This window comes from Infirmifilum lucidum (assembly GCF_014876775.1).
Taxonomy (GTDB): domain Archaea; phylum Thermoproteota; class Thermoprotei; order Thermofilales; family Thermofilaceae; genus Thermofilum; species Thermofilum lucidum.
This window is the reverse complement of record NZ_CP062310.1, coordinates 1,348,727-1,374,046: the sequence shown is the minus strand read 5'-3', so window position 1 is coordinate 1,374,046 and position 25,320 is coordinate 1,348,727. Positions and strand designations below refer to the sequence as shown.

29 protein-coding genes are annotated in these 25,320 nt (G+C 53.1%); 12 read left to right on the top strand and 17 right to left on the bottom strand.

Annotated elements, in window-relative coordinates; genetic code table 11:
- The first annotated feature begins 13 nt into the window (after positions 1 to 13).
- Genes IG193_RS07815 through IG193_RS07805 form a run of 3 tightly spaced genes read left to right on the top strand, consistent with a single transcriptional unit; the run spans position 14 to position 3,532 of the window.
- Entirely contained in the window at positions 14 to 1,249 is a 1,236-nt protein-coding gene (locus IG193_RS07815) for an FHA domain-containing serine/threonine-protein kinase (RefSeq protein WP_218042134.1), read from the top strand.
- A 2-nt stretch (positions 1,250 to 1,251) separates the two neighbouring features.
- Complete coding sequence (locus IG193_RS07810; protein ID WP_192818622.1) at positions 1,252 to 2,220, top strand: FHA domain-containing protein; 969 nt, start codon at positions 1,252 to 1,254, stop codon at positions 2,218 to 2,220.
- Positions 2,213 to 3,532: a PP2C family protein-serine/threonine phosphatase gene (locus IG193_RS07805; protein WP_192818621.1), complete on the top strand. Its 1,320-nt coding sequence runs from the start codon at positions 2,213 to 2,215 to the stop codon at positions 3,530 to 3,532. The genes IG193_RS07810 and IG193_RS07805 overlap by 8 nt, the downstream gene beginning before the upstream one ends.
- Here IG193_RS07805 and IG193_RS07800 read toward each other — a convergent pair.
- Both IG193_RS07800 and IG193_RS09200 read right to left on the bottom strand, forming a co-directional pair.
- Positions 3,525 to 4,523 carry a hypothetical protein gene (locus IG193_RS07800; RefSeq protein WP_192818620.1) on the bottom strand — a complete coding sequence of 333 codons (999 nt, stop codon included), beginning with the start codon at positions 4,521 to 4,523 and terminating at the stop codon, positions 3,525 to 3,527. The two genes, IG193_RS07805 and IG193_RS07800, sit on opposite strands and share 8 nt — an antisense overlap.
- Positions 4,524 to 4,550: 27 nt before the next feature.
- Positions 4,551 to 5,504 (bottom strand): FHA domain-containing protein, encoded by a 954-nt coding sequence (locus tag IG193_RS09200; protein WP_225876078.1) that lies wholly within the window; start codon positions 5,502 to 5,504, stop codon positions 4,551 to 4,553.
- A gap of 104 nt (positions 5,505 to 5,608) precedes the next feature.
- On the opposite strand from IG193_RS09200, the gene IG193_RS07790 reads away from it, so the two are divergent.
- Positions 5,609 to 5,794, top strand: coding sequence for a hypothetical protein (locus IG193_RS07790; RefSeq protein WP_192818619.1), 186 nt, complete (start codon positions 5,609 to 5,611; stop codon positions 5,792 to 5,794).
- A 117-nt stretch (positions 5,795 to 5,911) separates the two neighbouring features.
- Here IG193_RS07790 and IG193_RS07785 read toward each other — a convergent pair whose 3' ends face one another.
- On the bottom strand, positions 5,912 to 6,076 hold the full coding sequence (locus IG193_RS07785; protein WP_192818618.1) for a hypothetical protein: 165 nt from the start codon (positions 6,074 to 6,076) through the stop codon (positions 5,912 to 5,914).
- A gap of 142 nt (positions 6,077 to 6,218) precedes the next feature.
- Between IG193_RS07785 and IG193_RS07780 the strand changes: the two genes are divergently transcribed.
- Positions 6,219 to 7,181: a hypothetical protein gene (locus IG193_RS07780; protein ID WP_192818617.1), complete on the top strand. Its 963-nt coding sequence runs from the start codon at positions 6,219 to 6,221 to the stop codon at positions 7,179 to 7,181.
- A 210-nt stretch (positions 7,182 to 7,391) separates the two neighbouring features.
- Here the strand turns inward: IG193_RS07780 and IG193_RS07775 are convergent, their stop codons facing one another.
- From IG193_RS07775 to IG193_RS07765, 3 genes are all read right to left on the bottom strand, one after another.
- Positions 7,392 to 7,700, bottom strand: a complete 309-nt coding sequence (locus IG193_RS07775) for a hypothetical protein (RefSeq protein WP_218042133.1) — start codon at positions 7,698 to 7,700, stop codon at positions 7,392 to 7,394.
- Between the two features lie 96 nt (positions 7,701 to 7,796).
- Entirely contained in the window at positions 7,797 to 8,075 is a 279-nt protein-coding gene (locus tag IG193_RS07770) for an AbrB/MazE/SpoVT family DNA-binding domain-containing protein (RefSeq protein WP_192818616.1), read from the bottom strand.
- A 179-nt stretch (positions 8,076 to 8,254) separates the two neighbouring features.
- Positions 8,255 to 8,953: a dolichol kinase gene (locus tag IG193_RS07765; RefSeq protein ID WP_192818615.1), complete on the bottom strand. Its 699-nt coding sequence runs from the start codon at positions 8,951 to 8,953 to the stop codon at positions 8,255 to 8,257.
- Positions 8,954 to 9,298: 345 nt separating this feature from the next.
- Here IG193_RS07765 and IG193_RS07760 point away from each other — a divergent pair, with 345 nt between their 5' ends.
- Together IG193_RS07760 and IG193_RS07755 are read left to right on the top strand one after the other, a co-directional pair.
- A complete protein-coding gene (locus IG193_RS07760) occupies positions 9,299 to 10,372 on the top strand; it encodes an L-threonylcarbamoyladenylate synthase (RefSeq protein ID WP_225876077.1) in 1,074 nt (357 codons plus the stop codon).
- Positions 10,373 to 10,589: 217 nt separating this feature from the next.
- The gene (locus IG193_RS07755; RefSeq protein ID WP_192818614.1) at positions 10,590 to 11,942 is read left to right on the top strand and encodes a type 1 glutamine amidotransferase family protein; all 1,353 of its coding nucleotides are present in this window, start codon (positions 10,590 to 10,592) and stop codon (positions 11,940 to 11,942) included.
- 4 nt (positions 11,943 to 11,946) lie between these two features.
- Here the strand turns inward: IG193_RS07755 and IG193_RS07750 are convergent, their stop codons facing one another.
- A complete protein-coding gene (locus tag IG193_RS07750; protein ID WP_192818613.1) occupies positions 11,947 to 12,594 on the bottom strand; it encodes a phosphoribosyltransferase in 648 nt (215 codons plus the stop codon).
- Positions 12,595 to 12,905: 311 nt separating this feature from the next.
- Between IG193_RS07750 and IG193_RS07745 the strand changes: the two genes are divergently transcribed.
- On the top strand, positions 12,906 to 13,478 hold the full coding sequence (locus IG193_RS07745; RefSeq protein WP_192818612.1) for an FHA domain-containing protein: 573 nt from the start codon (positions 12,906 to 12,908) through the stop codon (positions 13,476 to 13,478).
- Between the two features lie 9 nt (positions 13,479 to 13,487).
- Here the strand turns inward: IG193_RS07745 and IG193_RS07740 are convergent, their stop codons facing one another.
- A complete protein-coding gene (locus IG193_RS07740) occupies positions 13,488 to 14,609 on the bottom strand; it encodes a CBS domain-containing protein (RefSeq protein WP_192818611.1) in 1,122 nt (373 codons plus the stop codon).
- Between the two features lie 103 nt (positions 14,610 to 14,712).
- On the opposite strand from IG193_RS07740, the gene IG193_RS07735 reads away from it, so the two are divergent.
- Both IG193_RS07735 and IG193_RS07730 read left to right on the top strand, forming a co-directional pair.
- Positions 14,713 to 15,108, top strand: a complete 396-nt coding sequence (locus tag IG193_RS07735; protein WP_218042132.1) for a 4Fe-4S dicluster domain-containing protein — start codon at positions 14,713 to 14,715, stop codon at positions 15,106 to 15,108.
- 5 nt (positions 15,109 to 15,113) lie between these two features.
- Positions 15,114 to 16,886 carry an aldehyde ferredoxin oxidoreductase family protein gene (locus tag IG193_RS07730; protein ID WP_225876076.1) on the top strand — a complete coding sequence of 591 codons (1,773 nt, stop codon included), beginning with the start codon at positions 15,114 to 15,116 and terminating at the stop codon, positions 16,884 to 16,886.
- Here IG193_RS07730 and sfsA read toward each other — a convergent pair.
- From sfsA to mobB, 5 genes are all read right to left on the bottom strand, one after another.
- Positions 16,883 to 17,575, bottom strand: a complete 693-nt coding sequence (gene sfsA / locus IG193_RS07725; RefSeq protein WP_192818609.1) for a DNA/RNA nuclease SfsA — start codon at positions 17,573 to 17,575, stop codon at positions 16,883 to 16,885. The two genes, IG193_RS07730 and sfsA, sit on opposite strands and share 4 nt — an antisense overlap.
- Complete coding sequence (locus tag IG193_RS07720; RefSeq protein WP_192818608.1) at positions 17,556 to 18,527, bottom strand: uroporphyrinogen decarboxylase/cobalamine-independent methonine synthase family protein; 972 nt, start codon at positions 18,525 to 18,527, stop codon at positions 17,556 to 17,558. The genes sfsA and IG193_RS07720 overlap by 20 nt, the downstream gene beginning before the upstream one ends.
- Positions 18,528 to 18,671: 144 nt before the next feature.
- Positions 18,672 to 19,055, bottom strand: a complete 384-nt coding sequence (locus tag IG193_RS07715) for a nucleotidyltransferase domain-containing protein (protein WP_225876075.1) — start codon at positions 19,053 to 19,055, stop codon at positions 18,672 to 18,674.
- Positions 19,048 to 19,401 (bottom strand): HEPN domain-containing protein, encoded by a 354-nt coding sequence (locus IG193_RS07710; RefSeq protein WP_225876134.1) that lies wholly within the window; start codon positions 19,399 to 19,401, stop codon positions 19,048 to 19,050. The genes IG193_RS07715 and IG193_RS07710 overlap by 8 nt, the downstream gene beginning before the upstream one ends.
- A 152-nt stretch (positions 19,402 to 19,553) precedes the next feature.
- The gene (mobB, locus tag IG193_RS07705; RefSeq protein ID WP_192818606.1) at positions 19,554 to 20,297 is read right to left on the bottom strand and encodes a molybdopterin-guanine dinucleotide biosynthesis protein B; all 744 of its coding nucleotides are present in this window, start codon (positions 20,295 to 20,297) and stop codon (positions 19,554 to 19,556) included.
- 59 nt (positions 20,298 to 20,356) lie between these two features.
- On the opposite strand from mobB, the gene IG193_RS07700 reads away from it, so the two are divergent.
- Entirely contained in the window at positions 20,357 to 21,094 is a 738-nt protein-coding gene (locus IG193_RS07700; protein ID WP_225876074.1) for a HesA/MoeB/ThiF family protein, read from the top strand.
- Here the strand turns inward: IG193_RS07700 and IG193_RS07695 are convergent.
- The 3 genes from IG193_RS07695 to IG193_RS07685 form a co-directional block, all read right to left on the bottom strand.
- Positions 21,091 to 21,369, bottom strand: a complete 279-nt coding sequence (locus tag IG193_RS07695) for a twin-arginine translocase TatA/TatE family subunit (protein ID WP_218042131.1) — start codon at positions 21,367 to 21,369, stop codon at positions 21,091 to 21,093. The two genes, IG193_RS07700 and IG193_RS07695, sit on opposite strands and share 4 nt — an antisense overlap.
- A gap of 408 nt (positions 21,370 to 21,777) precedes the next feature.
- Positions 21,778 to 22,680 (bottom strand): PLP-dependent cysteine synthase family protein, encoded by a 903-nt coding sequence (locus IG193_RS07690; protein ID WP_225876133.1) that lies wholly within the window; start codon positions 22,678 to 22,680, stop codon positions 21,778 to 21,780.
- 11 nt (positions 22,681 to 22,691) lie between these two features.
- A complete protein-coding gene (locus tag IG193_RS07685) occupies positions 22,692 to 23,144 on the bottom strand; it encodes a ParB N-terminal domain-containing protein (RefSeq protein ID WP_192818602.1) in 453 nt (150 codons plus the stop codon).
- Positions 23,145 to 23,335: 191 nt separating this feature from the next.
- Here IG193_RS07685 and IG193_RS07680 point away from each other — a divergent pair, with 191 nt between their 5' ends.
- Positions 23,336 to 23,944, top strand: a complete 609-nt coding sequence (locus IG193_RS07680) for a DUF981 family protein (protein ID WP_192818601.1) — start codon at positions 23,336 to 23,338, stop codon at positions 23,942 to 23,944.
- A gap of 16 nt (positions 23,945 to 23,960) precedes the next feature.
- On the opposite strand, the gene IG193_RS07675 is transcribed toward IG193_RS07680, so the two are convergent.
- Positions 23,961 to 25,154, bottom strand: a complete 1,194-nt coding sequence (locus IG193_RS07675) for an MFS transporter (RefSeq protein ID WP_192818600.1) — start codon at positions 25,152 to 25,154, stop codon at positions 23,961 to 23,963.
- Between the last annotated feature and the right edge of the window lie 166 nt (positions 25,155 to 25,320).

Here is a 25,320-nt window from a genome sequence, read left to right as displayed (position 1 = left end):
TTTACATCTAGGCATGTCAGGGGCTGTTCTCCACGGGGCCCGTGGCTCATACAGGCTTCTCAGGCTATTAAGCCACGGGGGTATGAGTGTTTTGTGGCTGGCTGCGAGCGACTACTCGCGGGACTACTATGTCGTTAAGTTTCCCCGGGAAGACCCTATAGCTGTGGAGAAGCTAAAGTTTGAAATCGACGTCGTCAAGCGTATTGCCCACCCTCATGTTGTACGTTACGTGGATGATGGCGTTTATGGTAGTCTCCCGTTTCTCGTTCTAGAGTACCTCCCAGGTGGGGACTTGGAGTCCGTCATTCGAGGGGTACCTATGGAGGAGGGGAAGGCTAGGTCTGTAATTGCCCAGACTCTGCTGGGCTTAGACTACTTGCACTCCATGAACATTGTACACAGGGATGTTAAACCCAAGAACCTGCTCTCTGATGGCCGTGGCAGCTTTAAGCTTATCGACCTAGGCACGTGCACCTTCTACAACAGGGCTGGTCGTAGGGAGGCCATCATATCTCCTGGGGGCTACACGGCGCCTGAGCAATACCGCTACCTTTCTTCACCGCAGTCTGATGTATGGTCTGCTGGCGCTACGCTCTTCTTCCTTCTGACGGGGCAGCACCCTCTAGTAGCGCTGCCTGGGTACCCCGATGCTAGGCCCCCTAAACCCCCTGACCCCGCTATTTATAACCGCGATGTGAGCCCCGAGATGAGGGGGGTTGTGGCTAAGGCTATGGCTTGGGATCCTACTGAGAGGTTCTTGACGGCGCGCGAGATGCTGGAGGCGGTTGAGGGTACTTATAGGCCTCGGGCCCGTGAGGCGGGCAGGCCTGTTTTAGAAGTTATGGGCAAGGTCATTGAAGTCGATAGGCCTATCCTCAGGTTTGGTAGGCTGGAGAAGAGGGGTGAGATGACGGGGGTTTACAGGGAGGAGGACGGGGTGAAGGGTGGGTGGGTTCACGTGGAAAAGTATGGGGACGTTATAGAGGTTCGTGTGCATGACCCATATAACTGGATTTCTAGGAGGCACTTCGAGATATTCGAGAAGGGAGGCAAGTGGTTTATTAGGGATCTTGGATCTCTTAACAGGACAGCTATCAGGGTGAAAGGTGAGGTCAAGGAGATATGGGCTGGCTATAAGGTCGAGGGTAAGCCCTTTGAGCTTAGTGACAACGCGCTCATCTATGTCGCTTATGGTAGCTCTCTCTCCAGCCCACCTTATATTACACTCTCCTTCAGGCTGGGGCGGTGAGAATGGTTAGGTTTATAGGATTCGGAGAAGAGAGCCGGAGGGCAGAGGGGTTATGGCCTCTACTGGCCGCGCTGACCGCCTGTCTTCTCGCATTTACGGCTTTAAGCCAGCCTGCAGCAGTGGTAGGTTTTCACAAGGATAGGGTAACAGCATCTCAAGTGTTCACCTTAAACCTAGTTATTTTCAGTGCGACAGACCAGATATTATCCGGGGAGTTTAACTTCTCGTATACGAGTAGATGCATAAACCTAACAAGAGTTGAAGCTGGCGGGAACTGGACGGTAAGCAGAGTTCCTGGAAATAAGTACTTGTTCTACGCACAGCCTCTGAAAATGCCCTCAACAACTATAGCATCCATTGAATTCAGAATTTTAAGTGGCTCATGCAAACAACCCATGAGCGTGAACTTAACATTATTTAAGGCTGCTGGTAAAGGGGGACAAGATTTCAACGTAACTGTTAAGAACGCTGTTGTACAGGTTTTCATCCAGCAACAAGCTGAGCAAGTCTTCCCCGAGATTGAAACTACTGAACCAAGCAGAGTTAACTGGCTTCCATATGCTCTTATTCTCATCATTCCTGTTTTGGCTCTCATAGGTGCGGTGGCTTTGCGAGCTAGATTGATTGAGAGAAAAGCTTATTACTTCTTAGTAGGCGAAAACTTTACACTCGAGGTTTCAGCTCGAGATAGAGTTTTTAGCCGTGAAGACTTCGCCCCGTACCTCGGCATGAAAGCCATGTATCTTTCTCGCAGGAGCAGAGGAGGGCAGTTCCGGATAGCAGTCTTGCGAGACGGTGTGTATATACGCGACGATTTTAGCACTAATCCCACGCTTGTTAATGGCGTCCCCATCAAGGGGAAGGGCTGGGTTAAACTAAGTGACGGCGCTGAAATCCGAGTAGCCGATAGTATACGCTTAATCTTTAGGCAAGGTATAAAAACTCCCGAGAAGGGGAAAACTAATGTTTAAGAGGGTGAAATCTCCTCTAGGAAGAGGGCGTGAGCGTCACTCCCTGAGGGTGAGCGGTGCTTCAATTTATTCTATGGATGATCTACTGCTTTTCTCGTTTTCGCTCGACGCATATATTGCGGGAGAGAGGATAAAAGCGTATGTTCAGGCTATCCTCGCGGAGAACACTCTGGCTAACTTGATGAGCAGTATCCTAGACGGGTTACACAAGGGAGAGATTAATCCGCCCACACTTAGGCTTTCACGGGAAGAAGCCATTTTATTTACCAAGTGGGGGTCAATTTACTTTGAGAGTGGCGGTTCCCCATATCTTTACCTGCGACACAGCGGTAGGCTTAAAGAAATCGCGGGAAAGACAAGCCTAAACCTTGATTCAGGAGTGTTGTTACTAGCATCTCAGAGGCTCAACCAGGTTTATGAGACAAAGCTTGGTAAAGTGACTGCGGCAATGCCACCTGACGATTTAGTTGACCAACTGGCACCTGAGGTCGGCGTTGATTTATCGGTGCTCGTGATCCGCGCTCCGCTAGAAGAGAAGTTTAAGCACAGAATGTTCATTACTTCTGGGTGCGCATCTGATGTCGGTAGGAGGAGGAAGAATAACGAGGATTCATGTTTCACCTCAACCGTTAAGATTTCTAGGAGTAGGAGACGAGAGGTCTTTAGGCTTGCAGGAGTTGCAGACGGGGCTGGGGGGCATGGGTATGGCGAGCTGGCAAGCGCTCTTGCAGTGGAGGATGGCCTTAAGCACGCATTGCACGCGATTGTCTCAAGGTTTAGTGTTAGCGCCTCAGATCTTAGGAGTATTGTCCAGCTTGTGAACCAGAGGGTACTTGACGCCAAGCGTAGGATGAAAACAGACATGGCTTCAACTCTCACCCTTGCTACGATTAAGGGTAGGGAGTTGACATATGCCCATGTAGGTGACAGCAGGTTATACATAGTCGACTCTAACATGCGCACTATCCAGCAGTTGACTCGAGATCATAAATACGTTGATGAACTCGTCGAGAGAGGGCTTCTGACGCCTGAGCAAGCAAGAACCCACCCACAGAGGAACATCATAACTAGTGCCATTGGAATGGAGAAACCGAGGATTGACACTTACTCATATCCAGATGTTTTTATACCACCGAGGAAAATTATCCTCTGCAGTGATGGATTGTCTGACGTTGTATTCGAGGAAGAGATACTCAGACTGGTCTCGTCCCACCGTATCCCGGAAATAGCTCTAAATAGCCTTGTCAGTCTAGCGAATAGCCGAGGGGGGCCTGATAATATCTCAGTTTCCTATTTTGGCTATTTCACTTAGCCTCTATGCTTCTCAGTAAGCTTTGAATATTACTTGCCTTTTCTCTGAGTTTTTCGAACGCCTGTACGAAATCCTCTGTTACCATGCCACCTTTGCTTAACTCGAGGAGTTTGTCTTGTATGCTCTTTATACTAGTTGCTATCTCGGGCGATGTTGTGTAAGCCTTAATCTGTGCCTCTAGCCTCTCTACCTCCTGTTTAATAAGCTCAGCCTTCTTCAGCAACTCTTGGTTCGACTCGATAAGCCCCCGAGCTCTATATTCCTGGTACTGTTTCTTCAAAGTTTTTACCCTTTCCTCTAGCCCTACAGAGGGGGGGCTGGGAGACATAGACAGATATTTCTTTATGTTCTCTACTTTGCCTTTGAGAGCACTTTCTATTTCAGTGGGCGTAACACCCCTGATTCTGCTGTCGGCTTTGAGTATTGTCAGCTCTCGCACCAGCGCTGTCAGTTTTCTCTCTGCTACCCTCAGTATTCTCTCAAGTGTCTGGATGTGAGCTTGAAGGTTGCCGGCATACTGCTCTGAAAGTTCCTTATAGACGTCGTCACTAATTTCACCCTTCGAAAGAGATCCCTTACTTTTTTCCAAGAATTCTATACTACTGGCTATATCGGCTAATAGTTGTTTAAAATTAACTTGTGTAAGTGGCTTTAACTTGTTCTCATTGATGCTCTGGGCTAGCTCCGTGAACTTCACTTGGTATTCCTGAGAAGGTATTTCTCCTGCTAAAAACTTGGCATCCAAGTTTTCTAACTCTTCGCGGACATAGTTCACAAGGCCTTTAAGCGACCCAGGGACACTTACGAGTTGAATCTTTCCTTTACGTGCCAGTGAAACTATCGCTGCTTCAAATTCTTCTATAGTTAGGTTTCCATGCTTCTCTGCGAGCTGTTTGAGAAACTGTGGGATCTCAAGGACGACTAATCCTTTCTTATCTCTTCTCTCTATGAGTATGCTTAGGAGCTCTTTTTCTAAGTCTTCCTGAGACATATTTATTGTGCTCTTTTAAATATGAGGTTAAAATAAAGATGGCGGGCTACTCCCAGGGCCTGTTGCAAAGCGTAGGTTTAGAACCCCTGCAACAGATATCGTGTCTCCGTTTTTGAGCGAGACTCTGCCTTTGCCCCTTATGTCTTCGCCGTTTAGATAGGTTCCGTTTTTACTCCCGAGATCCATTATGTAGAAGCTTCCCTGAGTGTAGTCATAGCCTATCTCGAAGTGTCTCCTGCTTATAACGTTGAGAGTTTCACCCGTTACTAGTCCTCGGAAGTCTTCTCTGCCATAAACTCTCGGCAGCCTATCGATGGGAATCATCCTGCCACCTGCCTCAAGATGAGCTACGACCGTTATAGTTTCACCTGAAGGCTGTTTGATCGCAATTGTACCGGGCTCTCTTACGATAACGGTTTCGGCGCCCCCTATCCCCCTAGCTTCGATTTCAGGGAGACCTGCGCCGCCGGTCGGCGGTGTAGGTTTTCTCGTGACGACGACAGCAACTGCTCCAACAGCTAAAATTATTGCAACCGCAAATAGCCAACAAGGAACCCCAAGGATCAAGCACTCAGACCCTACTTCAAACGGTAGTTCTCCTTCAGTGGGCTGGGGGTCGCCTGGACGCCATGCACGAATCCTAACGCTATATGTTCCTTCAATTGCATTCGAAGGCACGTTCCATTGTGTCAAGATCTTTTCAGATTGGAGGTTGACTTGAATTCTAGGAAGGAGAGTTAAGGGTTGTCTACCGCTCCCGGGTGGGAAGATAAGCAGTACTTCTACTTCGATAGTTGCGCCCTGGATTGGCGGGCTTGCGACGACATATACTGTCTCCCCCCTGTTGAACCTTGTTTCCTCTGGAGCAAGAGCGCCTTTTGTTAGGTAGAAGTCAACACCATGTATGTTTATACGGGCAAACACTGGGCTTAGGATGAGTAGAAGAAGAATGAGCGGGAGTATTACTTTGTATGCCTTCATACTAAACAACTATGTTACCTCATGTAATATAAACTTTTTCCAAGAAGAGCACGCCAAAGGCGTGAGAGAACTGTTTTATACCTATTTTGTGAGCTAGTATTACCGTGAACCTGGTGTTAAAAGTTACAGACCAGGCCGTGAAAGAGCATCAAATCGTAGTTAAAGTACTTGGTTCTGGCGTGAGTGAAGCCTCAGCAGGGAGGGTTTGCCCTACTTGTGGCCTGCCAGCAACATACATCAACAGCCTAAACAAGTTCTACTGCTTCAACTGCAAAAAATACGTTGAGTAGGCTCATAAGGGCGAGTAGTTGTGTGAAGAGAATACTTGATCCATAGCACGGGCGGGCGGAAAAAAGAGAAGGAGAAATATTAAAAAGGTAAAAAATGGGATTTTTAGAGCGTGTACATCAGCGCCAGCTACTTGGCCTTGTCGGCGTCCTCCCGCGGGCCCTCACGAGGACTTCGTGCTCGGCCGAGCCGCAGTTGGGGCAGAGGGTGTTGCCCGCGTATATGTTGTGGCACGCCCTGCACTGCCGCACCTCGGCCTCATAGTGCACGTCCTTTCTCCTCACAGCCGCAATTCCTTCTTTATAGGAAGAAGTCAAGAGACAATAGAGAGTCATAGCACAGCTCCTCGCACAGCTCTTTCTCACTTTTATTGCTGAAGAAGTTACGGATATTAGGCGGTCTAGAGGCATTTGTCGTGGCGGCTGTATGGAGTGGCTTGAGCCGGAGGCCGAGTTCGCGGCGTTCCGCTCGTGGTGCGAGAAGAACAGGCCCTTCCTGTACAAGGACAGGGTCTGGGTCTGCAACAAGGCCGCCGTTGTCATACGGGCTGCCCTTGACGCGGCCTACAGGGGCGGGATGGGGAGGGAGGACGCCGTCAGGCACGTCACCAACTGGATTATCGCGAGGCTGGAGGAAATCGGGATAGACCCCTTCGACGTGGACAAGTGCGACTTCCAGGGGCTCAGGGACGACGTGAGAGAGGTTCTCGGCAGGGTCTTCCCGAGGGCCGTCCAGGCCGGGGCGAACCCGCTTATCAGGTGGAAGACGAGGACGCCACTACGCGAGCCGCGCGTGGAGGTGGTAGTTGAGGAGACGAGTGGGCCGCGGCTGCACGGGGTGCCTGTACGGGTCTCGGTGCCAGCGCGGCCCGCGTCGGTAGCCGGGGCGCCTGAGCGCGTCAGGCTTGCCGCAAACCTCCTCGTATTCCTGGCCTCTGTCCTGCTCTTTTACGCCCTGGCGGTGAATCCCCGGATGACGGCCCTCGGGCTCCTGGGGCTTGTAACCACGTATTTCGTTGCCAGGAAGCTTAAGAAGGGAGAGGACTGGGCGTGGCTCGCGGCAGTGTTGCTGTTCGCGCTCCCACTCCCGTTCGTCATCGTGTTCGCGTTCCTGGTCGACCCGCTCTACGCCCTGCTCGCAGTAGGGCCGGCCGTCGGGATTGCCTTTCTCTTAGACCGCGAGTCCCGGGCCTTCTGTGGGGTATTACATGATTCTGGCGAGAGTGTCGTCTCCCCCCGCCACGCGGCGGATAACACCGAGGTACCACTTGGTTCTGGCGTGAGTGAAGCCTCAGCAGGGAGGGTTTGCCCTACTTGTGGCCTGCCAGCAACATACATCAACAGCCTAAACAAGTTCTACTGCTTCAACTGCAAAAAATACGTTGAGTAGGCTCATAAGGGCGAGTAGTTGTGTGAAGAGAATACTTGATCCAGTTACTACGACTAAAAAAGGCCTTAGCCTTTAGAACAGAAGGCGTTTATGGAAGACTTATTCTAGGATCTCTATGCAAGAGGGGGAGCGTCGCGGAAAACAAACCCTAGAGGTGTTCCTGTGTATACCAGAGCTGAGAGGCTGGGGGCTGGTGCGTAGGGCGGGGCTTCAGCTCAGGATTTCCCTTATGGCTTCACTTGCCTTCAGCACCCTGATGAGCCCGGTCGCCCTTATCCCGTAAAAGTGCTTGTCGTTAGATATGAGGGTTGCACCGGTCTTCAGGCACGTTGCATGGTACAAGTCTGCTTTCTCGCTCTCGGGGAAGTAGGGTTTACAAGCCTCCAGGTGCTCCTTGTCTGGCTCCACGGGCCTCATCTTGCTCTTGAGGAGAGAGTAGAGGGCTGTGGCAGGCTCCCGCAGTACTGAATCTTCCAGGCTTAGCTTTAAAACCCATCTTCTGTACTCCTCCAGTAACACAGAGTTGCCTACAAGCTCGTAGTCGGGGTTAGATACTAGCTCCAGTAAAAGCTCTGTAGTTCTAGTCCACCCTGATTTAAATGCGGCAGAAAGACGTTAGTGTCCAGCAAGAATTTCCTCGATCCTCTTTGACGCAACTTCGCTGGCCTCTTTCTCTACTTCGTGCTCAATCCTCTCCAGAGGAACCCCCTTCTCCTTCACCTCCCTGGCTATCTCCTCCAGAACTGTCCTGACGTCCAGCTTCCTTAGAACTATCGTGTCACTGCCAAGTTCCACTAGTAACAGCCTGCTACCTCTGGACAAGCCCAGCCTCTCTCGAACCCCCCTGGGGATGACCACCCTGCCCCTATCGTCGACTACGACTACTTCGACCATGGTTCCCACAATTCCCACAATACAGGACTATTTATTGCTTTGCTTCGAAAGATGCGAAAAGCCTCTACACAACGTGTTCTCCAGGTCTGTAACCTACGGTAGCTTCGTGTGGCGCCGCGTCGTCACGTTCGAGCGGTTTGATAGACTCTCCACTCTAGGTGAGCTTAAGCACCGTGTGTTTATAGTAGACTTGCAGACTGGAGCATGTATAGCGTCGCAAAAGACACCAGCGGGACTGTAATGTTGTCGTCTAGCTTTATGTTCCCGACGTGCTCGAACTGCTCGACAACGCTGGCCGCAAGCGCAGAGAGAACCCCGGGAACGCCGAAGCCGAGAGCAAGGGCCATAGCCGCGCTGACGATAAACATCGCCAGGTTGCCGCTCCAGTGCTTGACTCTCCTCTTGAAGAGGGCGTTCCTTACTATGCCCGTGACTCCGTCTCCGACGGCCATGAATAGGAGTGGTAGGGCGCCGAAGAGGAACGGGCTGTTGTAGCCCAGTTGTTTCCCGGCGAACCAGCCTAGTGTTATGAAGATAGCCCACATTATGCAGAAGTCGACCTCGTATATGTTCTCGGGATCCTGGAACCAGTACATGAGCTTCCCAGTCTTGTGGGGGATGTAGGTGAATACTGCGAAGAGTATTCCCATGATGAACGGCAGGAGCGGTGTTTGGAAGATGGGGTACAGGGCGATTAGCAGGGCTACTACTCCACCGGCTAGGATGTGGATGACTTTCCTGGCGTAGTATATCGCTACCTTGTGGCTCTCGCGCCTGGCAAAGTAGTCGTAGGTGAGACGCGAGATCACCATGACCACGAGTAGAACCCAGAACATCAGCGCTATAGCGTATATTATCTCGTTTATCAGGGGGGTCATTGAGCCCTTACTCTTCTAAGAGGTATATAACGATTGCTCTCCAAAAATACGTTTTTTGTCGAAAGGAGGGAAAAGGATGTACTCCGACTCCTAGTGCTGACGAGCTAGGCAAATCCGGGACACGAAGTGAGCGTGCCACCTGCCTTCCGGCCCTACCTGGGAGAGGAGTGGATACTAACGCCCTCTAGGTGTTCGAGGGCCGGGACGCTAGAAAAGCAGAAATATGCCTAAAGCGACGTATTCATTGCCCCCCCAATGACCGGTATAACCCCGAAAGGGGTGTTTGGGGAGGGGGGCTTTATTTAGAGCCTAGTACTCCTAGACTACCCACTGGGTGCATCCGGCGTGCACAAGCAGGCAATCGTTGTGAAGATAAGCCCTGAAAATCCTGACAGGACGCTTATCGAGAGAGTAGCCGGTATTCTGAAGATGGGGGGGCTCGTAGCCTTCCCGACAGAGACAGTCTACGGCTTAGGCGCAGTAGCGAGCATTCACGAGGCAGTACTGAGGATATTTAAAGTTAAGGGCAGGCCCCCTGACAACCCCCTTATACTGCACCTAGCCTCGCCCGACTGGCTACATAGCGTGGCGCGCGACGTACCCGAGCTGGCGTTCAAGCTCGCCGAGAGGTTCTGGCCAGGCCCCCTCACGCTCATCCTCTACCGGGGGGAGAAGGTTCTAGACGAGGTTACAGCCGGCCTGCCGAAGGTTGCTGTCAGGGTTCCCTCACACCCAGTCGCGCTGGGGCTCATCGAGGAGGTTGGGGAGCCCATAGCTGCCCCGAGTGCTAACAAGTCAGGTAGGCCGTCTCCGACGCGGGCGGAGCACGTTCTCGAGGACTTTGACGGGGAGATCGATGCAGTCATAGACTCGGGGGAGACGTTGCACGGTGTAGAGTCGACGATAATCGACTTGACCGAAAACCCGCCCGTCCTTATACGGCCCGGCGCACTACCCGTAGAGGATGTCGAGAGGCTCGTCGGGCAAAAGATAGTAGTTCCCAGTTTTGCTAGGGGGCTCGGGGAGGCCGAGAGGGCTATAGCTCCCGGGACTAAGTACCGCCACTACGCCCCTAAAGCGGAGATGGTCGTGGTGGAGCTCGATAACTACTCGGATCTCGCCCGGCTCGCCGAGAAAGTCAGGGAAATAGCTGTTGAGAAGGCCTCGAGGGGGCTGAGAGTCGGCATCCTGTGTAGCGACGAGACTCTCCACTACTACGAAGGCTTCAAGGAGGTCTTAAGCCTGGGCCCCCGCGGCAACATGTTCGTGGTAGCGAGGAACCTCTTCGGGGCCCTGCGGGAGCTCGACAGGAGGGGCGTGGACTTCATAGTGGCTGAGGGCTTCGAGGAGAGGGGGCTAGGCCTAACAGTGATGAATAGGCTCAGGAAGGCCGCAGGGTTCAAAATAGTCACGGCCTGACAACAGCGTACTGCTCCCGCCCTGCCTTAACCCGGGTGCGCTCACACCTTTGGAGAAGAGTAGCCATTGATTCAGCGCCTCTGGCAAGGGCGCCTTGACGCCCGTACTTCGTGCCACCCCCTGCCGGCTAGGGCTGGAAGACTACCCTGTAGGGGCGCTGGAGGGTTCCCGTGGCCGCTACAACGGTATATATAGCCCTGTTATCAAAAACAAGATGATGAACCGGGGAAGGGGGCTCCAGGAACTAGTAGCGTTAGGCTCTCTCGTGGCGATTGTCCTGATAGTATTCGCCCCCGCAATAGCACTTTACATCGCTCCAACTACTACAACCCCCCATACAGGTACGGGTTCCCAAGAAGCCAAGACCCCCGCGTACCGACTTCCCGAGGGCTTCAATGTCTATGTCCTGGCCACAGAAGATAAGGTGGAGATGTTCCGCAAAGTCTTCGGCAGGCTTGGAGTACCTGCGAGAGTCTCGACTACACTGGAGCCCGCCCACGCCACGCAGGCTACAGCGCTACTCGTAGACACGGGGTGGGCTCGCCGCCACGGGGCTACTCTGAGAGACACCGTCAGGGAGGCTCTCGCGTCGGGAAAACCAATAGCCGTCATAGGACGTGATGCGGGCAACGCCTTCACTGGAACCATAGGCAGGGACTCAATAGCCTCCCAATTCACACTCTGGGTCGCTAGCGCAGGAGGCCCCGACAGGATCACCAGCTTCAGGTTGAAGCCAGAAGTCACGATATTCGCTGTCCATGCTGAGCGGGATAAGACGGGATACATTCCGTGCTACTTCGTCTTGGAGGGCATGTACCCCCTAGAAAGGCTTGTAGCCGAGTGGTTAGACTGGATTACAGAGGTAGTGGGCAGGAGGGCGGGTTCTACACACTCCATTACGAACATCACCGGTTTCACCCTGATTGGATGGGTTGACTGGAAAACATCCAGTATTGAGTACTACGGTATGAAGGCGGGTAGAATTCATGTGAGAAGCAAGTATTATTACTACAGCTCGCAGGGCGCCAGCGGCAAGCTATACAGGTATTTCCTAGTACGCGTCGCCCATTTAACTACAGTGTATAGCTCTGGGCCGATACACTGGACGTTCAGCAAGGCAGTTACCGAGGTAGACGGGATGACAGACATATTCCCGGGTCAAATCCTCCTTGGCTACGAGCCTGGAATAAATACATCGTGTACAAAGTTTACCGTGAGTGTGAAACCCACTAGGGCGGGTGTGTCAACATCAGCTTCCTATGACCCGAATGCAGTTAGCTACACCACTCTTAAATATTCTTCAAAGGGTATAGTCCGGTGGACTCACGCTCCGTGTCAACACGTCCCCAACGTAACGTGGTGGGTAGAGCCTTCAGCAGTGTTTTACCTGGATCCCGACAGGCCTGGCGGGGTTGAGCCTCTAATCGTAGGCCACTACTTCTACAGTGAAGCCAAGGGTCGGGCTCCCCCGTCACTATATGTAGAGCTGGACGCAGGCTCGACAATAGCTTACGTTGTATACGTCTGGTCTAACGGCACTATATGGGAGAGACCACAGTGGAGGAGCTAGGGCTTCACTGTGGTGTGGAGCTCCTGAGTAGCGACAGTACCTCCTCGTCCGTGACTTCGCTGAAGTCCTCGTAGTACATTCCCACGGCGTAGAGTATCCTGGGCCTCAGAACCCAGACGAGCTGGTCGCAGTACCTGGCAACCAGGCCCGCGACGTCTTCAGCTATCACGGGCGTCGCTACCACGACCTTGGATGCGCCAGCGTTCCTGGCGGCTATGGCTGCAGCTATTACTGTGGCGCCTGTCGCTACCCCGTCGTCTACGATGACTGCAGTTGAGCCTTTCAGGGAGAGGGGGGCTCCTCCCCTAAACTTCAGGACGTACTCCTGAACCCTCTTCTTCTGGTACTCTACCTCCTTCTTAAGGTAGTCTTCTGTAATGCCGAGCTCGTGCACGAGCTCCCAGTTGACGTAGAGCGCGTCGTGCTCGCTCACGGCCCCTATACCGAGCTCCGGGTTGTAGGGGGCGCGTAGCTTGCGTGAGACTATAACACTGAGCGGCGCGTTTACCTGGTCGGCGACGCTCCTAGCGGTGACGACGCCGCCTCTCGGTATTCCGAGAACCATCATGTTCAGCTGGACACCTATAGCCTGGAGGAGCTTCTCAGCCAACAATCTGCCCGCGTGAATCCTGTCACGAAAAATGTCAGCCACGATATCAGAAAGGCAGTAATTCCTAGAAAAAGATTTTAGGTTGAGAGAATGCTGGAAAACGAATGCTGGAAAACGGCCGTAGTCCGCTCTAGTGAATTCTCGCTAGGTGGGGGTTTGGGGCTAAACCCTTCTGTCCAGGCTAGAACTAGGCCTTCAGCCTGCTACCCCTCTACCCCGTTTCCATACATCCCCCCTGAAGGGCAAAGCTTTCAAGTGTAGATTCTCCTCTAGGAAGAAGACTTGGATTTTCATCATTAACAGAAGAAGTAAAGCTTTAATACGCTCTGATTAACATTTCACACGTAGTTGTCATGGTTCGCATAAGGCTGTTCAAAAAACAAAAGCTGAGCCTTCTATACCCTGAAACATCAGTGTTTTCGGCTTCTGGGTTTCTCATTCTGGAAGGCTTTGGTGTACAATTCACACTCCCTTCTAATGGATACCTGATTATTGGAAGGAACCCCGAAAATAATAAAGTCGCACTCTTTGACGGTGGGGGTAGTCTGGTCTTCGAGTTTCCAGTTAAGGATACATACGTAACACGTTACTCCCCCTTGAGGGGCAAGTTTGGCCACGCGAAGATTACATGCCGGGACGGGGAGTGCTTCTGGGAAGATTTAAACCCGACTAACCCTACCTTAGTAAATGGTAACAAAATAAGAGCTGGCGAGCCTTACCCTCTGAAAGAAGGTGATGTGATAGAGGTGGGGTATACCCGCTTAAGGTACGAGAGGCCGTTTCCCATGGTTGAAGAGACTATAAGTGAAGGAACTGTAGCCAGAGAGGAAACACAGATTCGAGAAGGAGCTACCAGTCCAACAGTTTCCCTTGAAGAATTAAACCTCCAAAGTATTGAAGGAGAAAAATCTAATTCGAAAGAATAAGCGTGAGTATTATAAACCAAGGAACTTCCTGAGACGTGCTTTACCGATTCTTAGCTCTCTTTTCTTGTCTTTTATCTTTGAAAAGCTCTTGTACACGGCCTCCAATGCGTCGTATGCGGCCTGCACGGCGTCCCACCCCGAGGAGGAAGCTGAGTGCATGCCTTTGTCCAGTTTTATGGAGGTGGCTACGTCGAACCTGCGCCTCTCGCCGGCCTTCTCCCGTGGCTTGACCACGACAGTCAGGCTCAAGAGGCTTGCCCTCTCAGCCACGTCCTTTGCTGTTTCAAGGGCTTTTTTCATTATGAGGTTCTGCTCTATGAAGTCGAGCCCCTCTATTCCCTCGATCCTCACCGGGAGCCTTGCCTCCTCTACTTGTGGTAGTAGCCTCCGGAGGAAGAGGTAAGGCGATATCACGCCGGCTACCCTCTGGTTCTCCAAGACGACTACACCTTCGGCGAGATCCTCTCTGCTGGGAACCTGGTCTATGGACAGTACCCTGCTTGTTGGGATCATCATCTTCGAGACGGGTTGCGAGAGGAAATACTCGGCCTCACCGCGAACCTCGCCCAGCCTGTCCCTCCTGAGGGGGGTGTTGTAGACGAAGTTTACCAGGTCGTATACTCTCACGACGCCTACAAGCCTGTCCCCGTGCACTACAGGGGCCAGCCTCAAGCCCACCTCAGAGATCACCTTCCTGGCCTTCTCCACGCTGTCTTCTGGTTTTAGCGGCTCAACGGAGTACATGAAGTGCTTAGCAGGGACGCGGGGGGCGAGATTCAGGGAGAGTATCACCCTCCTAGCCGAGACAACACCTATCACCCTGTCCCCCTCGAGGACGGCTAGGCCCGGTAAGCCTGTCTTAGTGAGAAGCCTAGCAGCGTGAACAGGATCAACCGGATAGGTTAGTGTGGGGGCTCTCTCAGCTACGTTCCTGAGCTTCGCTTCACCGTGAGCTCGAGTCTTTAGAATGGTGAATATAGAGACAACACCAAAGTACTTACCCTCGTCGTCGACTACTGGGGTAACAGGTACCTCGTAGCGCCACATCCTTTCAGCAGCCACAGAAACTGTCTGGTTTAACCCGAGGGGCTCCAGCTCTACGAGAAAATCCCTCTGGTGAGAACTGCCCATAGCGTTATAGATGATCGCGGGAGTCTTATAAAAACCTCATTTTCAACTAGTTGTAATCAGATATAATCAGAAAGTATTTTACATGGAGAAGGATTCGACAAGTGTGTCGAGGCTAGTCGTACAGGACGTCAATAAGTGCGTCGGGTGCATGTCGTGCATGTTTGCCTGCTCGAGGCGCTTCGGCGAAGGCGGGCTGGCGAAATCCGCCATACACGTTGCGAGCATCGGGGGAGTCGAGAGAGGCTTTAAAGTAGTTGTCTGTAGGGGCTGCGAGGATCCGTCTTGTGCAGCAGTCTGCCCGACGAGGGCGCTTGTGAGACGCAAAGGGGGAGGTGTCATCCTGAACGCGCAGAAGTGTATTGGCTGTGGGAACTGTGCCAGGGCCTGCCCTATAGGAGCTGTGATGTGGGACTATGAAAGCAACAAGCCTATAATCTGCGTGCACTGCGGCTACTGCACGAGTTACTGCCCGTACAACGTCCTAGCACTTTCAAGGTGATGGGGGTGGCCGTGCTGGGGTCTCTGAGCAGAGTGCTGTACATCGACCTAACGGGTAAGAAGTACTGGGTTGAAGACAGATCCGACCTCTTCGAAGAGTACCTCGGCGGAGTCGGCGTGGCGGTCAAGCTCTTGGAGGAAGAGCTCCCCCGGAACGCGGATCCACTGGAACCGGAGAACGTCATCGTACTTGCTGTAGGCCCCTTCAACGGCTTGTACCCTACTGCCTCGAAGACTGTAGCGCTGTTCAAGAGCCCGCACACCGGCAATCTCGGGGAAAGCCACGCCGGGGGTAGGAGCGCCATCGCAATACGCCTGGCCGGCTACGGCGCAATAGTGATAAAAGGTGCGAGTGACCTCCCCGTGTGGGTCTCCGTACAGGGCGACAGAGTATTCTTCAGGGATGCGCGCGCCCTCTGGGGGATGACTAGTAGCCACACTGTGGGGAGGATTATCCGCGAGGTCGAGCCGGGCTCTGGACTGAGAACGATAATGAGGATCGGCCGCGCAGGGGAGAGGATGGTCAGCTACGCGAACGTAATCACGGAGACTTACAGGCACTTCGGGAGGCTTGGGCTGGGGGCTGTCTTCGGCAGTAAGAAGCTCAAGGCACTCGTCGTCACGGGCAGGTCGTCAATCCCGGTTGCCGACAGGAAGGCCTACCGGGAAGCCTATGACAAGATATTCAAGCTCATAGTGGAGAGCCCCCTCATGAAGAAGTACCACGACATAGGCACGCCTGTGAACGTACTACACTTAAATGAACTCGGGGCCCTGCCGTCCATCAACCTCCTACAGTCGCGCCTCGAGACAGCCGGCAGAATTTCGGGTGAGTACCTAGCCGAGAAATACCTCGGCAGGAGGGTCTCCTGTGCCCACTGCCCCGTCGCGTGCATACACCTGGCAGTCCTCCGGGAGCCGTACGAGGAGGAGCCTTACTTCTACAAGACGACGTTCGTGGGGTACGACTACGAGCCCATCTACGCTCTTGGAGCCATGCTTGGGGCGCGGGAGCCTGAAGGCCTGCTAAAGTTGATTGACGTCGTGGAGGCATACGGCTTGGACGCTATGACCACGGGGGTAGTGCTGGCGTGGGCTACCGAGGCGTACAAGAGGGGAGTTATCACGAGGGAGGATCTAGGCGGGGTGGAACTGGACTGGGGCAACTACGAGGCTTACATCGAGGCCGCGAAGAGGATAGTCGAGCAGCCAACAGAACTCTATAAGGCTATGGCGCGGGGAGTTATGTACGCTTCGGAGCGCTTCGGGGGGAGGGACTTCGCGTTGAGCTTCTCCGGAAACGAGATGGCGGGCTACCACACAGGACCTGCCGCGTACCTTACCTACGCCTTTGGGGCAAGGCACAGTCACCTAGACAGCGCCGGGTACTCGCTCGACCAAAGGACGATAGGCAAGTCACTGCCGCCAGGAGAAGTCGTTAACAGGCTCTACGAGGAGGAGGCGTGGCGCCAGGTGCTATCGAGCCTAGTCGTCTGCTTCTTTGCCCGGGAAATATACAAGCCTGAAGTCGTCGCCGAGGCGCTGAAGCCAGTGGGGTTTGATTTGAGTGTAGACGACCTCGTAAAGCTCGGGAAGAAGATCTTCAGAGAGAAATACAGGCTCAAAATTAGAGAGGGGTTTAACCCCGAGGGCGTCGCATTCCCCAAGAGGATATTCGAGACGCCTACACCCCACGGCTTGCTAAGCCCAGAGTACATGGAGAAGGCGAAGAGAGAGTACGTCGCGCTTATAAAGAGGGTGACTGCTGAGCAGGGCTAGATAACTACTTCAAGTTCTTCCCTATCAAGCACCACTACAGAGGCGTCTGGGTCGTAGTGTATCGAGAAAGCCCTTACTTCAACCCCCAGCTCCACGGCTTTCCCCAACAGGACGCTTACCTCAGGGTCACCCTCCCTATAGGGCTTGAAGGCGCGCACACCGGGGAGTGCCGCAACGAAGACTATCATGGCTTTAATCCCTTTCTCTGCTAGGCCTATCAGCTCGGAGATGTGCCGCCTACCCCTCAGGGTTGGGCAATCTGGGTACATTGCGAAGTCGCCGTCCCTGAGAACTGCGCTTTTTAGCTCAACGTACTTATTGGTGCCCCTACACCTGAGCAAGTAGTCGAGCCTCGAGGAACCAACCCTGGGGGATCTCGATATAATCTCGCAGGGCGCCCACCTCAAAGCACCGGCCCTCAGTGCAGCCTCGAAGCTTTTCATCTGGAGGTCTGTATCTATTAGCGCCGCACCTGCTAAGTCTTCCACAGCTACTAGCCTGTAGTTAGTTTTCCCTCTGTTCGGGAGGCAGTAACCGACTCTGCCCGCTACGAGGTAGTCCCTGAGCCGCCCCGTGTTAGTTATACGTGCCAGGCTGAGCTTGCCTCCTACTCTAACCTCTACGACAAACCTGTTTAGCCTCTCAACTATGGTGCAGGCCTCTGGCCTGTCAAGTTTTAACAGCTCCATAGTCTACCTTCTCGGCTACACTCACTAGGACTCTTATCTTCTTCAAAACTATCTCCTCGTACTCGCGCCCCTTAAGGAAGCCCCTCAGCCCCCCGAACCCGCAGTCAGGCTTGAAGAATAGCAACGTGCCCCCGTATCTATCGACGGCATCCCTAGCCAGCGCTAGAACCTCCTCTTCATGCTCCACGGAAGGCTTTATCGGCGAGACTATCCCGTATGCTAGTTTTTTGTTAGAGCTTGCTAACTCTTCCCTTGTATAGTAGATCCTGTTAGCCGGGAAGTCGCTGTGCTCGTGGTCTAGGAAGTTAGCGTTCTGCAACTTCAAGAGGATCCCCTTCAGGAGGGGTGGCAGTTTACCGCACACGTGCACACCTCTGTACATTCCGCCTAACTCTGCCAGTACAGAATCCAGCGCAGAGCTTATCTCTTCGGGCGTGATCCCGTACATAACGCTACGCGAGCCGACAATTACGGAGAGAACCGGCTCGTCCACGCAGTAGACGTCCCCCCTAACCTCTCTGTGGAGTTTCCTGGCCATCCTCTTCACGTAGGCCACTGCCCCCTCCCGGGCAGACGCGTCGGTGAGCAGGGAGGTTGACATGTCACCCACCCTCCCGCCAGCCAGCGCTATCTTCGAGGCAATGGTGAAAGCGCCTGTGATCGGCACGCGGAACCTAACCCCCAACTCTCTGGCAATGTCAGTGGCCACGAGAATGTCCTCAGGGGGCTCTGGCTCTACCTCCTCTACGTCTCCCTTGAGGCGGAACCCGGGCCCCTCCTGCACAACAACTCTTCCTCTGATCATTGGCTCGACATACATGTAGACAAAGTCCCTTAACTGGGGGAGGACGGGGAAAGTTACCCCTAACTCGGCCTGATCCTCCAGGGCCCTCCTTATGTTAGACTCGGAGTACTCGAGAGGAAAACTCCCCACGAGTGTTGTAGCGACCATGGCCGCGCTCCACTCCAGGGCACCTTTTAAATAAACCTCGTGCCGAGATTACTGGGCTTCATAAAGTGGAAAAGACGCTTAAAGAGCCTCAATACGGCAAGGCAAGAACAGGTCGTGGGGCTCCTCCGGTCAAGCGTCCAGCCTTTACTCGGGGAGTTTCCTTGATAACTCATAAGCCTCTCTGATGAGCATGAGCAGTCTCTCGTCATCTTCCAGCACAACCCCGTACTCGAGGACTTCCTTGACTACGCGCCTACCACTCCTGGCAAAGTCCAAGATTTCGTCGAGGGTGTAGACAAAGGGGTTGACGTCTACGGTAAGCGTGGGGTCGAGGAACTCAGGGATCCTCTCGTGTGGCTTCTTGTCTGATGATTCGAGCACCACTACTACATCAGCATCAGAGTAGGCTGTGTAGTCGCCTCTAGCTAGAGAGCCTACTAGAACCACTAGCAGGGCCCCCTTTCTCAAGGCGTCTCGGGCATACCTCCTAAGCTCTGCAACGACTTTCTCGCGGTCAAGCCTATACAATCTTACTCCTGCAGAACTCCACGATTTCTCTGGCATACCTATTAGCCCTCTCTGCATCTGCCCTAGAGTAGTAATCCATTGGCGCGCCCTCGGGGTGAAAGTTTGGGTAACGCGTTGGTATGTAGTGGCGGTCGAGCTCCTTCGCCTTGTCTACCAAGTCTTCCGGAGGCCTCATGCCCTCTGGGAGGCTTGCGAGAAGACGAGTTATTGAATGCCCCCATACTTCTACGCCGAGCTTCTGGTATAGGGCTCTCACGGCCTTCTCTCCGGCCTGCTGCGCTGCAAAACATGCCCACTCGTAGTCTCCCGCATCGAGAGAACGCTGGGCATGCTCTAGGTCTCTCAGCGCCTGTCTAAGTCAGTCAGCACTCCTCGAAACCATAACACCCATCACGCTAGGTTTGCCGCTGCAATTTCCCGAGTAGAGTATTACTCATTGTTTCTTATTTTTTCCGCTATTTGAAAAGCTACTCTGGAAGTGGAGGGGTAGGGCCACTCCTAGATTGAAACGCTAAGCTCGACTCTCCTAGGGTTTTGCTCAACACCCTTTAGCGTAGCGACGAGCCCCAGAACAACGTTCCTGAAGACGTCTTGGACGAAGGGGTTTAGCTCGACGGGCCTCCCGTCGACTGTGAGCTTTACCCGGCTGGCGAGCACGGTGCACTCTCCATACGTTGCCTCTCCCCGCATTATAGCCTCAGCAAGGGCCAGACAAGAGCCGTACCTGCAGAAGCCGCAATTTAGAGCCGGTAGGGGCTCAATCGACTTTTCCAGAGCAATCTCCACGAGCCTCTCCGGCTCCCTTTCAAAGTCAACAACAGGCGCGGGAAGGCTCGCATCAGTAGCCTGTCTCGCGACACCGCCAGTATATGCTATCACAAGTGAGTCCGAGAGTTGCCTGGCTTCTTCTACGTTCCTTGCAACCACTATCCTGGATCCTGGGAAAACATCCTTGAAGCCCTCGACGACGAGAAAATCGTAGCCCCTGAGCGACGAAATGTACTGCCAGAGAGCTGGCTTCCCGCGCTTGTACTCCACGGCCTCTTCCTCAGATAGGGCCACTGACACGTCAGCGCCAGCCTTGTAAAGCCTGCTCGAATCGTCGTTATATGGGGTTATACCGCCGTGCGCGTGCTTCAGGGCTGCTACACGTAGACCCCGTGCTTTGAGCTCCCTAACGAGAAACTCTGCTACAGTTGTCTTGCCCGAGTTCTTAAAGCCAATGATCGCTACAGCCTTCACGAATGCCCTCTCCGCTACCAGAGCTAAATTATTTACTGTCAAACACTAGATATACAACTGTGGTGCTAACAAGCGAGGAACTAGAGAGGTATGACAGGCAAATAAGGATGTGGGGGGTTGAAGCCCAAGAGAAACTGAGAGGGGCGACGGTAGCCGTTGTAGGCCTGGGGGGCCTGGGTTCGCCTGTCGCGACTTACCTAGCTGCAGCCGGAGTTGGCAGGCTTATTCTCGTGGACTCCGAGCCAGTGGAGCTTAGCAACCTCAACAGGCAGTTCCTCCACTGGACCTCAGATATAGGTCGCTTAAAGGTCGAAAGTGCAGCGGAGAAGTTGAGGAAGCTCAACCCCAATGTCCAGCTAGAGGTATATTCCAAGAGGATAAATACTCTCGAGGACGCCCTTGAAATAGCGAGTAAAGCTGACGTTGTGGTAGACTGCCTCGACAACTGGAAGACGAGGTTCCTCCTCAACGAGGCGTGCGTCGCGCTGAGGAAGCCGCTAGTCCATGCGGCAGTGAGGGGGCTGTACGGCCAGCTCATGGTGGTGAAGCCGGGTGAAGGCCCCTGCCTGCGTTGCGTCTTCCCGACAGAGCCGAGAGAGGAGAGGCCCTTCCCTATAGTCGGCCCGACGCCCGGGGTTTTCGGCTCACTCGAAGCCCAGGAAGTCCTCAAACTGCTCACTGGGTACGGAGAAGTCGCTGTCGGGAAGTTAGTACTAGTAGACGGCGTCAGGCTCTCCTTCGATGTCCTAAGAGTTGAGAGGAGGAAAGACTGCCCGGTTTGCGGCAGGCTAGGCTAGAAGAAGCGTCTCTTCTTTTTCTCTTGTTTCTCGCTAGCCTCTAACTTCTCCGCTACCTCCTTCAATGCCCTCTCCTTGTCCTCTACGCTAGACTTTTCCGCGCTACCACTAGCCTCCCTCCTGATTATATCTGCAGACTCCTTCAAGGCTTTAGCTAGCTCGGGAAGCTTCCTCGGGGCGAACAGGATTATAGCGAGAAGTGTGAGTAGCAACAGTTCAGTGGGGCCAAGCCCTATGGAGTACACGGATATGTGTTGTGAGACGGATATTGCCACGTATAGGGAAGTGTATAAGTTACACATATACTTGTCGGCTTGTAGCGCGTAGAAGCGGCCTAAGTGGTCTACGGCTGTTTACCTCGTGCAAAGATAGGTAAACCCCCTACAATCCCCCGCTGTCATCACAAATCTGGCCAGAGAGCAGCAAACTCCCTACGGGAAATCCTCACGGATGACACCTGGCCCCTTCTCCGCTACTAACTGCAGTCTCCAGCCACCTCAACTTTTCGTACTTAGAAAGTTATGACGGTTTTAGGTGAAGTTATCGTTTTTAGTGAAAGTAAAAGAATATTATGTGAAAAATATTAGAGAGGGAGGACTGTACCTGGTTTGCAATGCCCGATCTTTACGATCGTTACCTTGTCCTTCTAACTCCCTCAGGTTACTTTTTCAGGAAGCATACTGTTACTCGAATAGTTCTGTTGAGAGATATTTTAGCCCGCTGTCTGGCAGCACGGCAACGACGACCTTCCCTTTCCCGAGCTCGCGGGCCTTCCTGACGGCTACTAGCATTATTGCCGCGGCACTCATACCCACCAGCAGCCCTTCCTTGCTTGCAAGCTCTCTAGCTAGCTTGAACGACTCTTTTCTCTGCTCCTCGTCGACCTCGACTACCTCGTCGAAGGCCTCCCGCCTGAAAAGCTTGGTGGGGTTTGGCTCTCGGGGGTGCCTGAGGCCCTGTATCGACAGCCCGAGTTTCGGCGTAACGCCCACGACCCTGACTGATGGCTTCAGCTCTTTGAGACGCATCGAGACCCCTACCCCCGTCCCGGCCGTCCCTATGCCGACGACGACCACGTCTACCCTCCCCTGTGTCTGCTCCCATATCTCGTTGGCCGTCGTGTGGTAGTGGGCTAGGATGTTTGCCGGGTCGCTGAACTGATCCAGGTCGACGTACTTGTCGGGGTTCTCGCTTAACAGCTTCTTCTTGAGCTCTATTGCGCCCGCTGTGCCGAGGTGGCCTGGTGTCAGTATTAGCTCTGCGCCGAAGGCCCTGATGATCTTCCTCCTCTCCACGCTGACAGACTCAGGCATTATTATCGTGCACTTGTACCCCTTTACAGCGGCTATCATCGCAAGCGCTATGCCGGTGTTCCCTGAAGTTGCCTCAAGGATTATCTTGTCCTTTGTCAGCTTCCCAGCCGCCTCGGCATACTCGATGAGATACTTCGCCATCCTGTCCTTGACGGAGCCACCCGGGTTGTACCACTCTAGCTTTGCGTAGAGCTCTGCGTCTTCCGGCGAGACCAGCTTGTTTATCCTGACCATAGGTGTGCGCCCAATTAGATCGATAACGCTCCTAGCCACTATCAACTACATCACCTTAGACTACTAATTGGCAGGTTAACCTCTACTTCAAACTCAGATATATGGACATACCTACTACCAGCTCTGACCATGTGCCGTGAGGTTTTAGGCGGTAGAAGCCTCCCGCTTAGCGCGGCGTAGAGGACGTCTTCCTTGGAGACTCTGGGGGCCCCCGGGTAACTCCACACTTCTATTAGCCCACTACGATAGTCGAAGAGAGTGCAGGGTACGAGCTGGCACCCCAGTAGCTCGAGTGCCTTGAGCCTATGGTGGCCGTCTAGGACAACACGCGTCTCAGAGTCTATTGCCACCGCCCTTCTCAGGACTTGGTCTCTCCGCAGTCTATGGAGGACACTCTCCAGGTTTAATGGGTCTACACTCTCGTGAGGCTTTAGCTCTCGTAAAGGGAGTAGCACCACCCCCTTTACAAGGGAGGCCACTAGACTAGGGCCTTGTACAGGCATGGCACCTTCTGATATGACGTTGTCATATATATATCTTTAACTTGTTATATTTGGAAAAATTTCAGGTGGTTATTTTCCCGACTTTTTTATTTTTGCACAGGATAACTTTTCTTTTTTATTCTTATCGCTGTATTATGCTTCAGATTGAAAATAAGAGTACTTATATCATTGTTTTTACAGATTGTGAATGTATGCCGCTCTTAATAACAGACCCACTAGACACGTGGCTGATGCTTCTCGGCGCAACGCTGCTTGCAGCGGCAACGTTCGTCTACTTTAACTTCATTAGGCCTTTCAAAGAACTCGAGAACCTAAACAGAGGCTATGGCGTGTTCTTCCTTGTTGTTGGCGTCTATGCACTGGCGACTGGTGTCTGGGGCACAATTACTTGGCCGATGCCAGGCCCCTACAACATTGTCATCATGGACGAGTGGCCTATATTCGGCATTGCGTGCCTAGTCCTCGGCTTGGCACTACTGCTACGCTTAGACTTTGCCTTCACTTCAATACCGTTCGCATTCATAGGCATTTTGCCGGTAGTCCACGGCGCAGCCATAATCGCTTTCCGCTTGACCAAGCAACCCGAGGTTGCAGGCCTCATGTATATTTTGACTGGGCTCTCTGTCCTCCTTTCACCACTCCTCTTCTACAAGAAGAGGAGGGAAGTCGCGTGGCTCGCCTTGGTATTCCTAGTAGTAGCAGGACTCATCGCTCTATACATAGGTTACAGCGCAGCTTTCGAGCACATACCTCGCTGGGCTAAGTGGAGGCCCTGGTACGGCGCCGTAGAAATCCCATAAAGTATTCTTTTTTCTTTTAACTGTTCATTGTTTCTTTTGCCCTCAAAGCAAGCAATCCCGAGACTAAAGAAGCTACGCTGAAAAGTGCGAGTATATGTACTGGATCCTTTACTACTAGGCCGAGGCTCTGGTAGACTGCTACGGCCAGGAAGCCCACCATATTTACGAAGGCAAAGGTTGTCCCCGAGAATTCTGGGGGGTAGGCTTCTCTAGCCATTGGCGAGATTACCATGTGTGTGGACGCTACTAGGCCTAGGACGAGCATGTATGCGTTTACCGCGGCTCTAGAGCTGGTAGCCGGCAACAGGATGGCGGTAAACCACGCCGCCGAGTGTAAGAAGCATCCAGCTACCAGGATTGGCTTCCTCTTCTTGAGAATAGAGTCGCTAGTATACCCTACTAGTGGAACTGTAGCGAGGAAGGCTAGTGCTAGTAAGAGGAGTGCCTGCGCCACTTCCTCCTTAGACATTCCAAAGTTCTTCTGCAGGTACTCGTAGGCCCAGTAGGACTGGAAGGCTAGCACTGCTGAGTACGTTCCAGTGTAGGCCAATGCTACAGCTATTGAGTGGTAAGAGGTAGCTGCAATCTTGAGCTGCGAGATAGTCTTCTTGAGGCCTTCTACAACTCCCTTGCTGCCGAGGCCTTCATCCGCGATCGTATGCGTTGGAGCTATTGTTAGCAGGCTCGAGGACACCGCTAGTACCACGAAGAAGTTCGAGAAGCCTAGCGCGTCGATAACGACTCTTGAAGGAAGGGTTGCGAACAAAGCACCTATATTCCCTATTGACAAGGCGAGGCCTGTAAGTAGACCTCCTCTGTCCTGCGAAGCGTAAATCCCGATGACCCGTTGTATCGAGACATACACGGCGGCCGCCCCAGCTCCTATTAAGAGTCGGCCTAGCAGCATTAGTTGAGGCCGTGCAGACGCGAATAGGAACACGCCTGCCGACATTATCCCCGCACTTATGGACACGTACTTTCTGACGCCTAGAGCGTCTGCCAGGACGCCAGCTGGTAGTTGCATCGCAGAGTACGCATAGAAGTATGTGGATGCAAGAGATGATGTAAGAAAGACAGCGTCCAAGCCGTATAGCCCGGCTACCTCTGTTAGCTCTGGCTTCAGGACGCCAGTTATTGTCCTGTGAACGTACACGAGGAAGTACAACGAGTAGAGAGTCGCGAGAGCCAAGTACAGTCTGTTTCTCTCCATGAGCTACCGCTTACTCAAGATGTTAAAGATTTTTTAACTTATTCATCATAAAGGCTCTCAGACCCCTGGCTCTGCTACTCTCCCTGCATTCTCCTGCACCAGGTCTAGAGATCACGGCTCGCTTTCCGCCACCTGCCCCGGGGTTCGCCTATGTAGGCAACGGTCT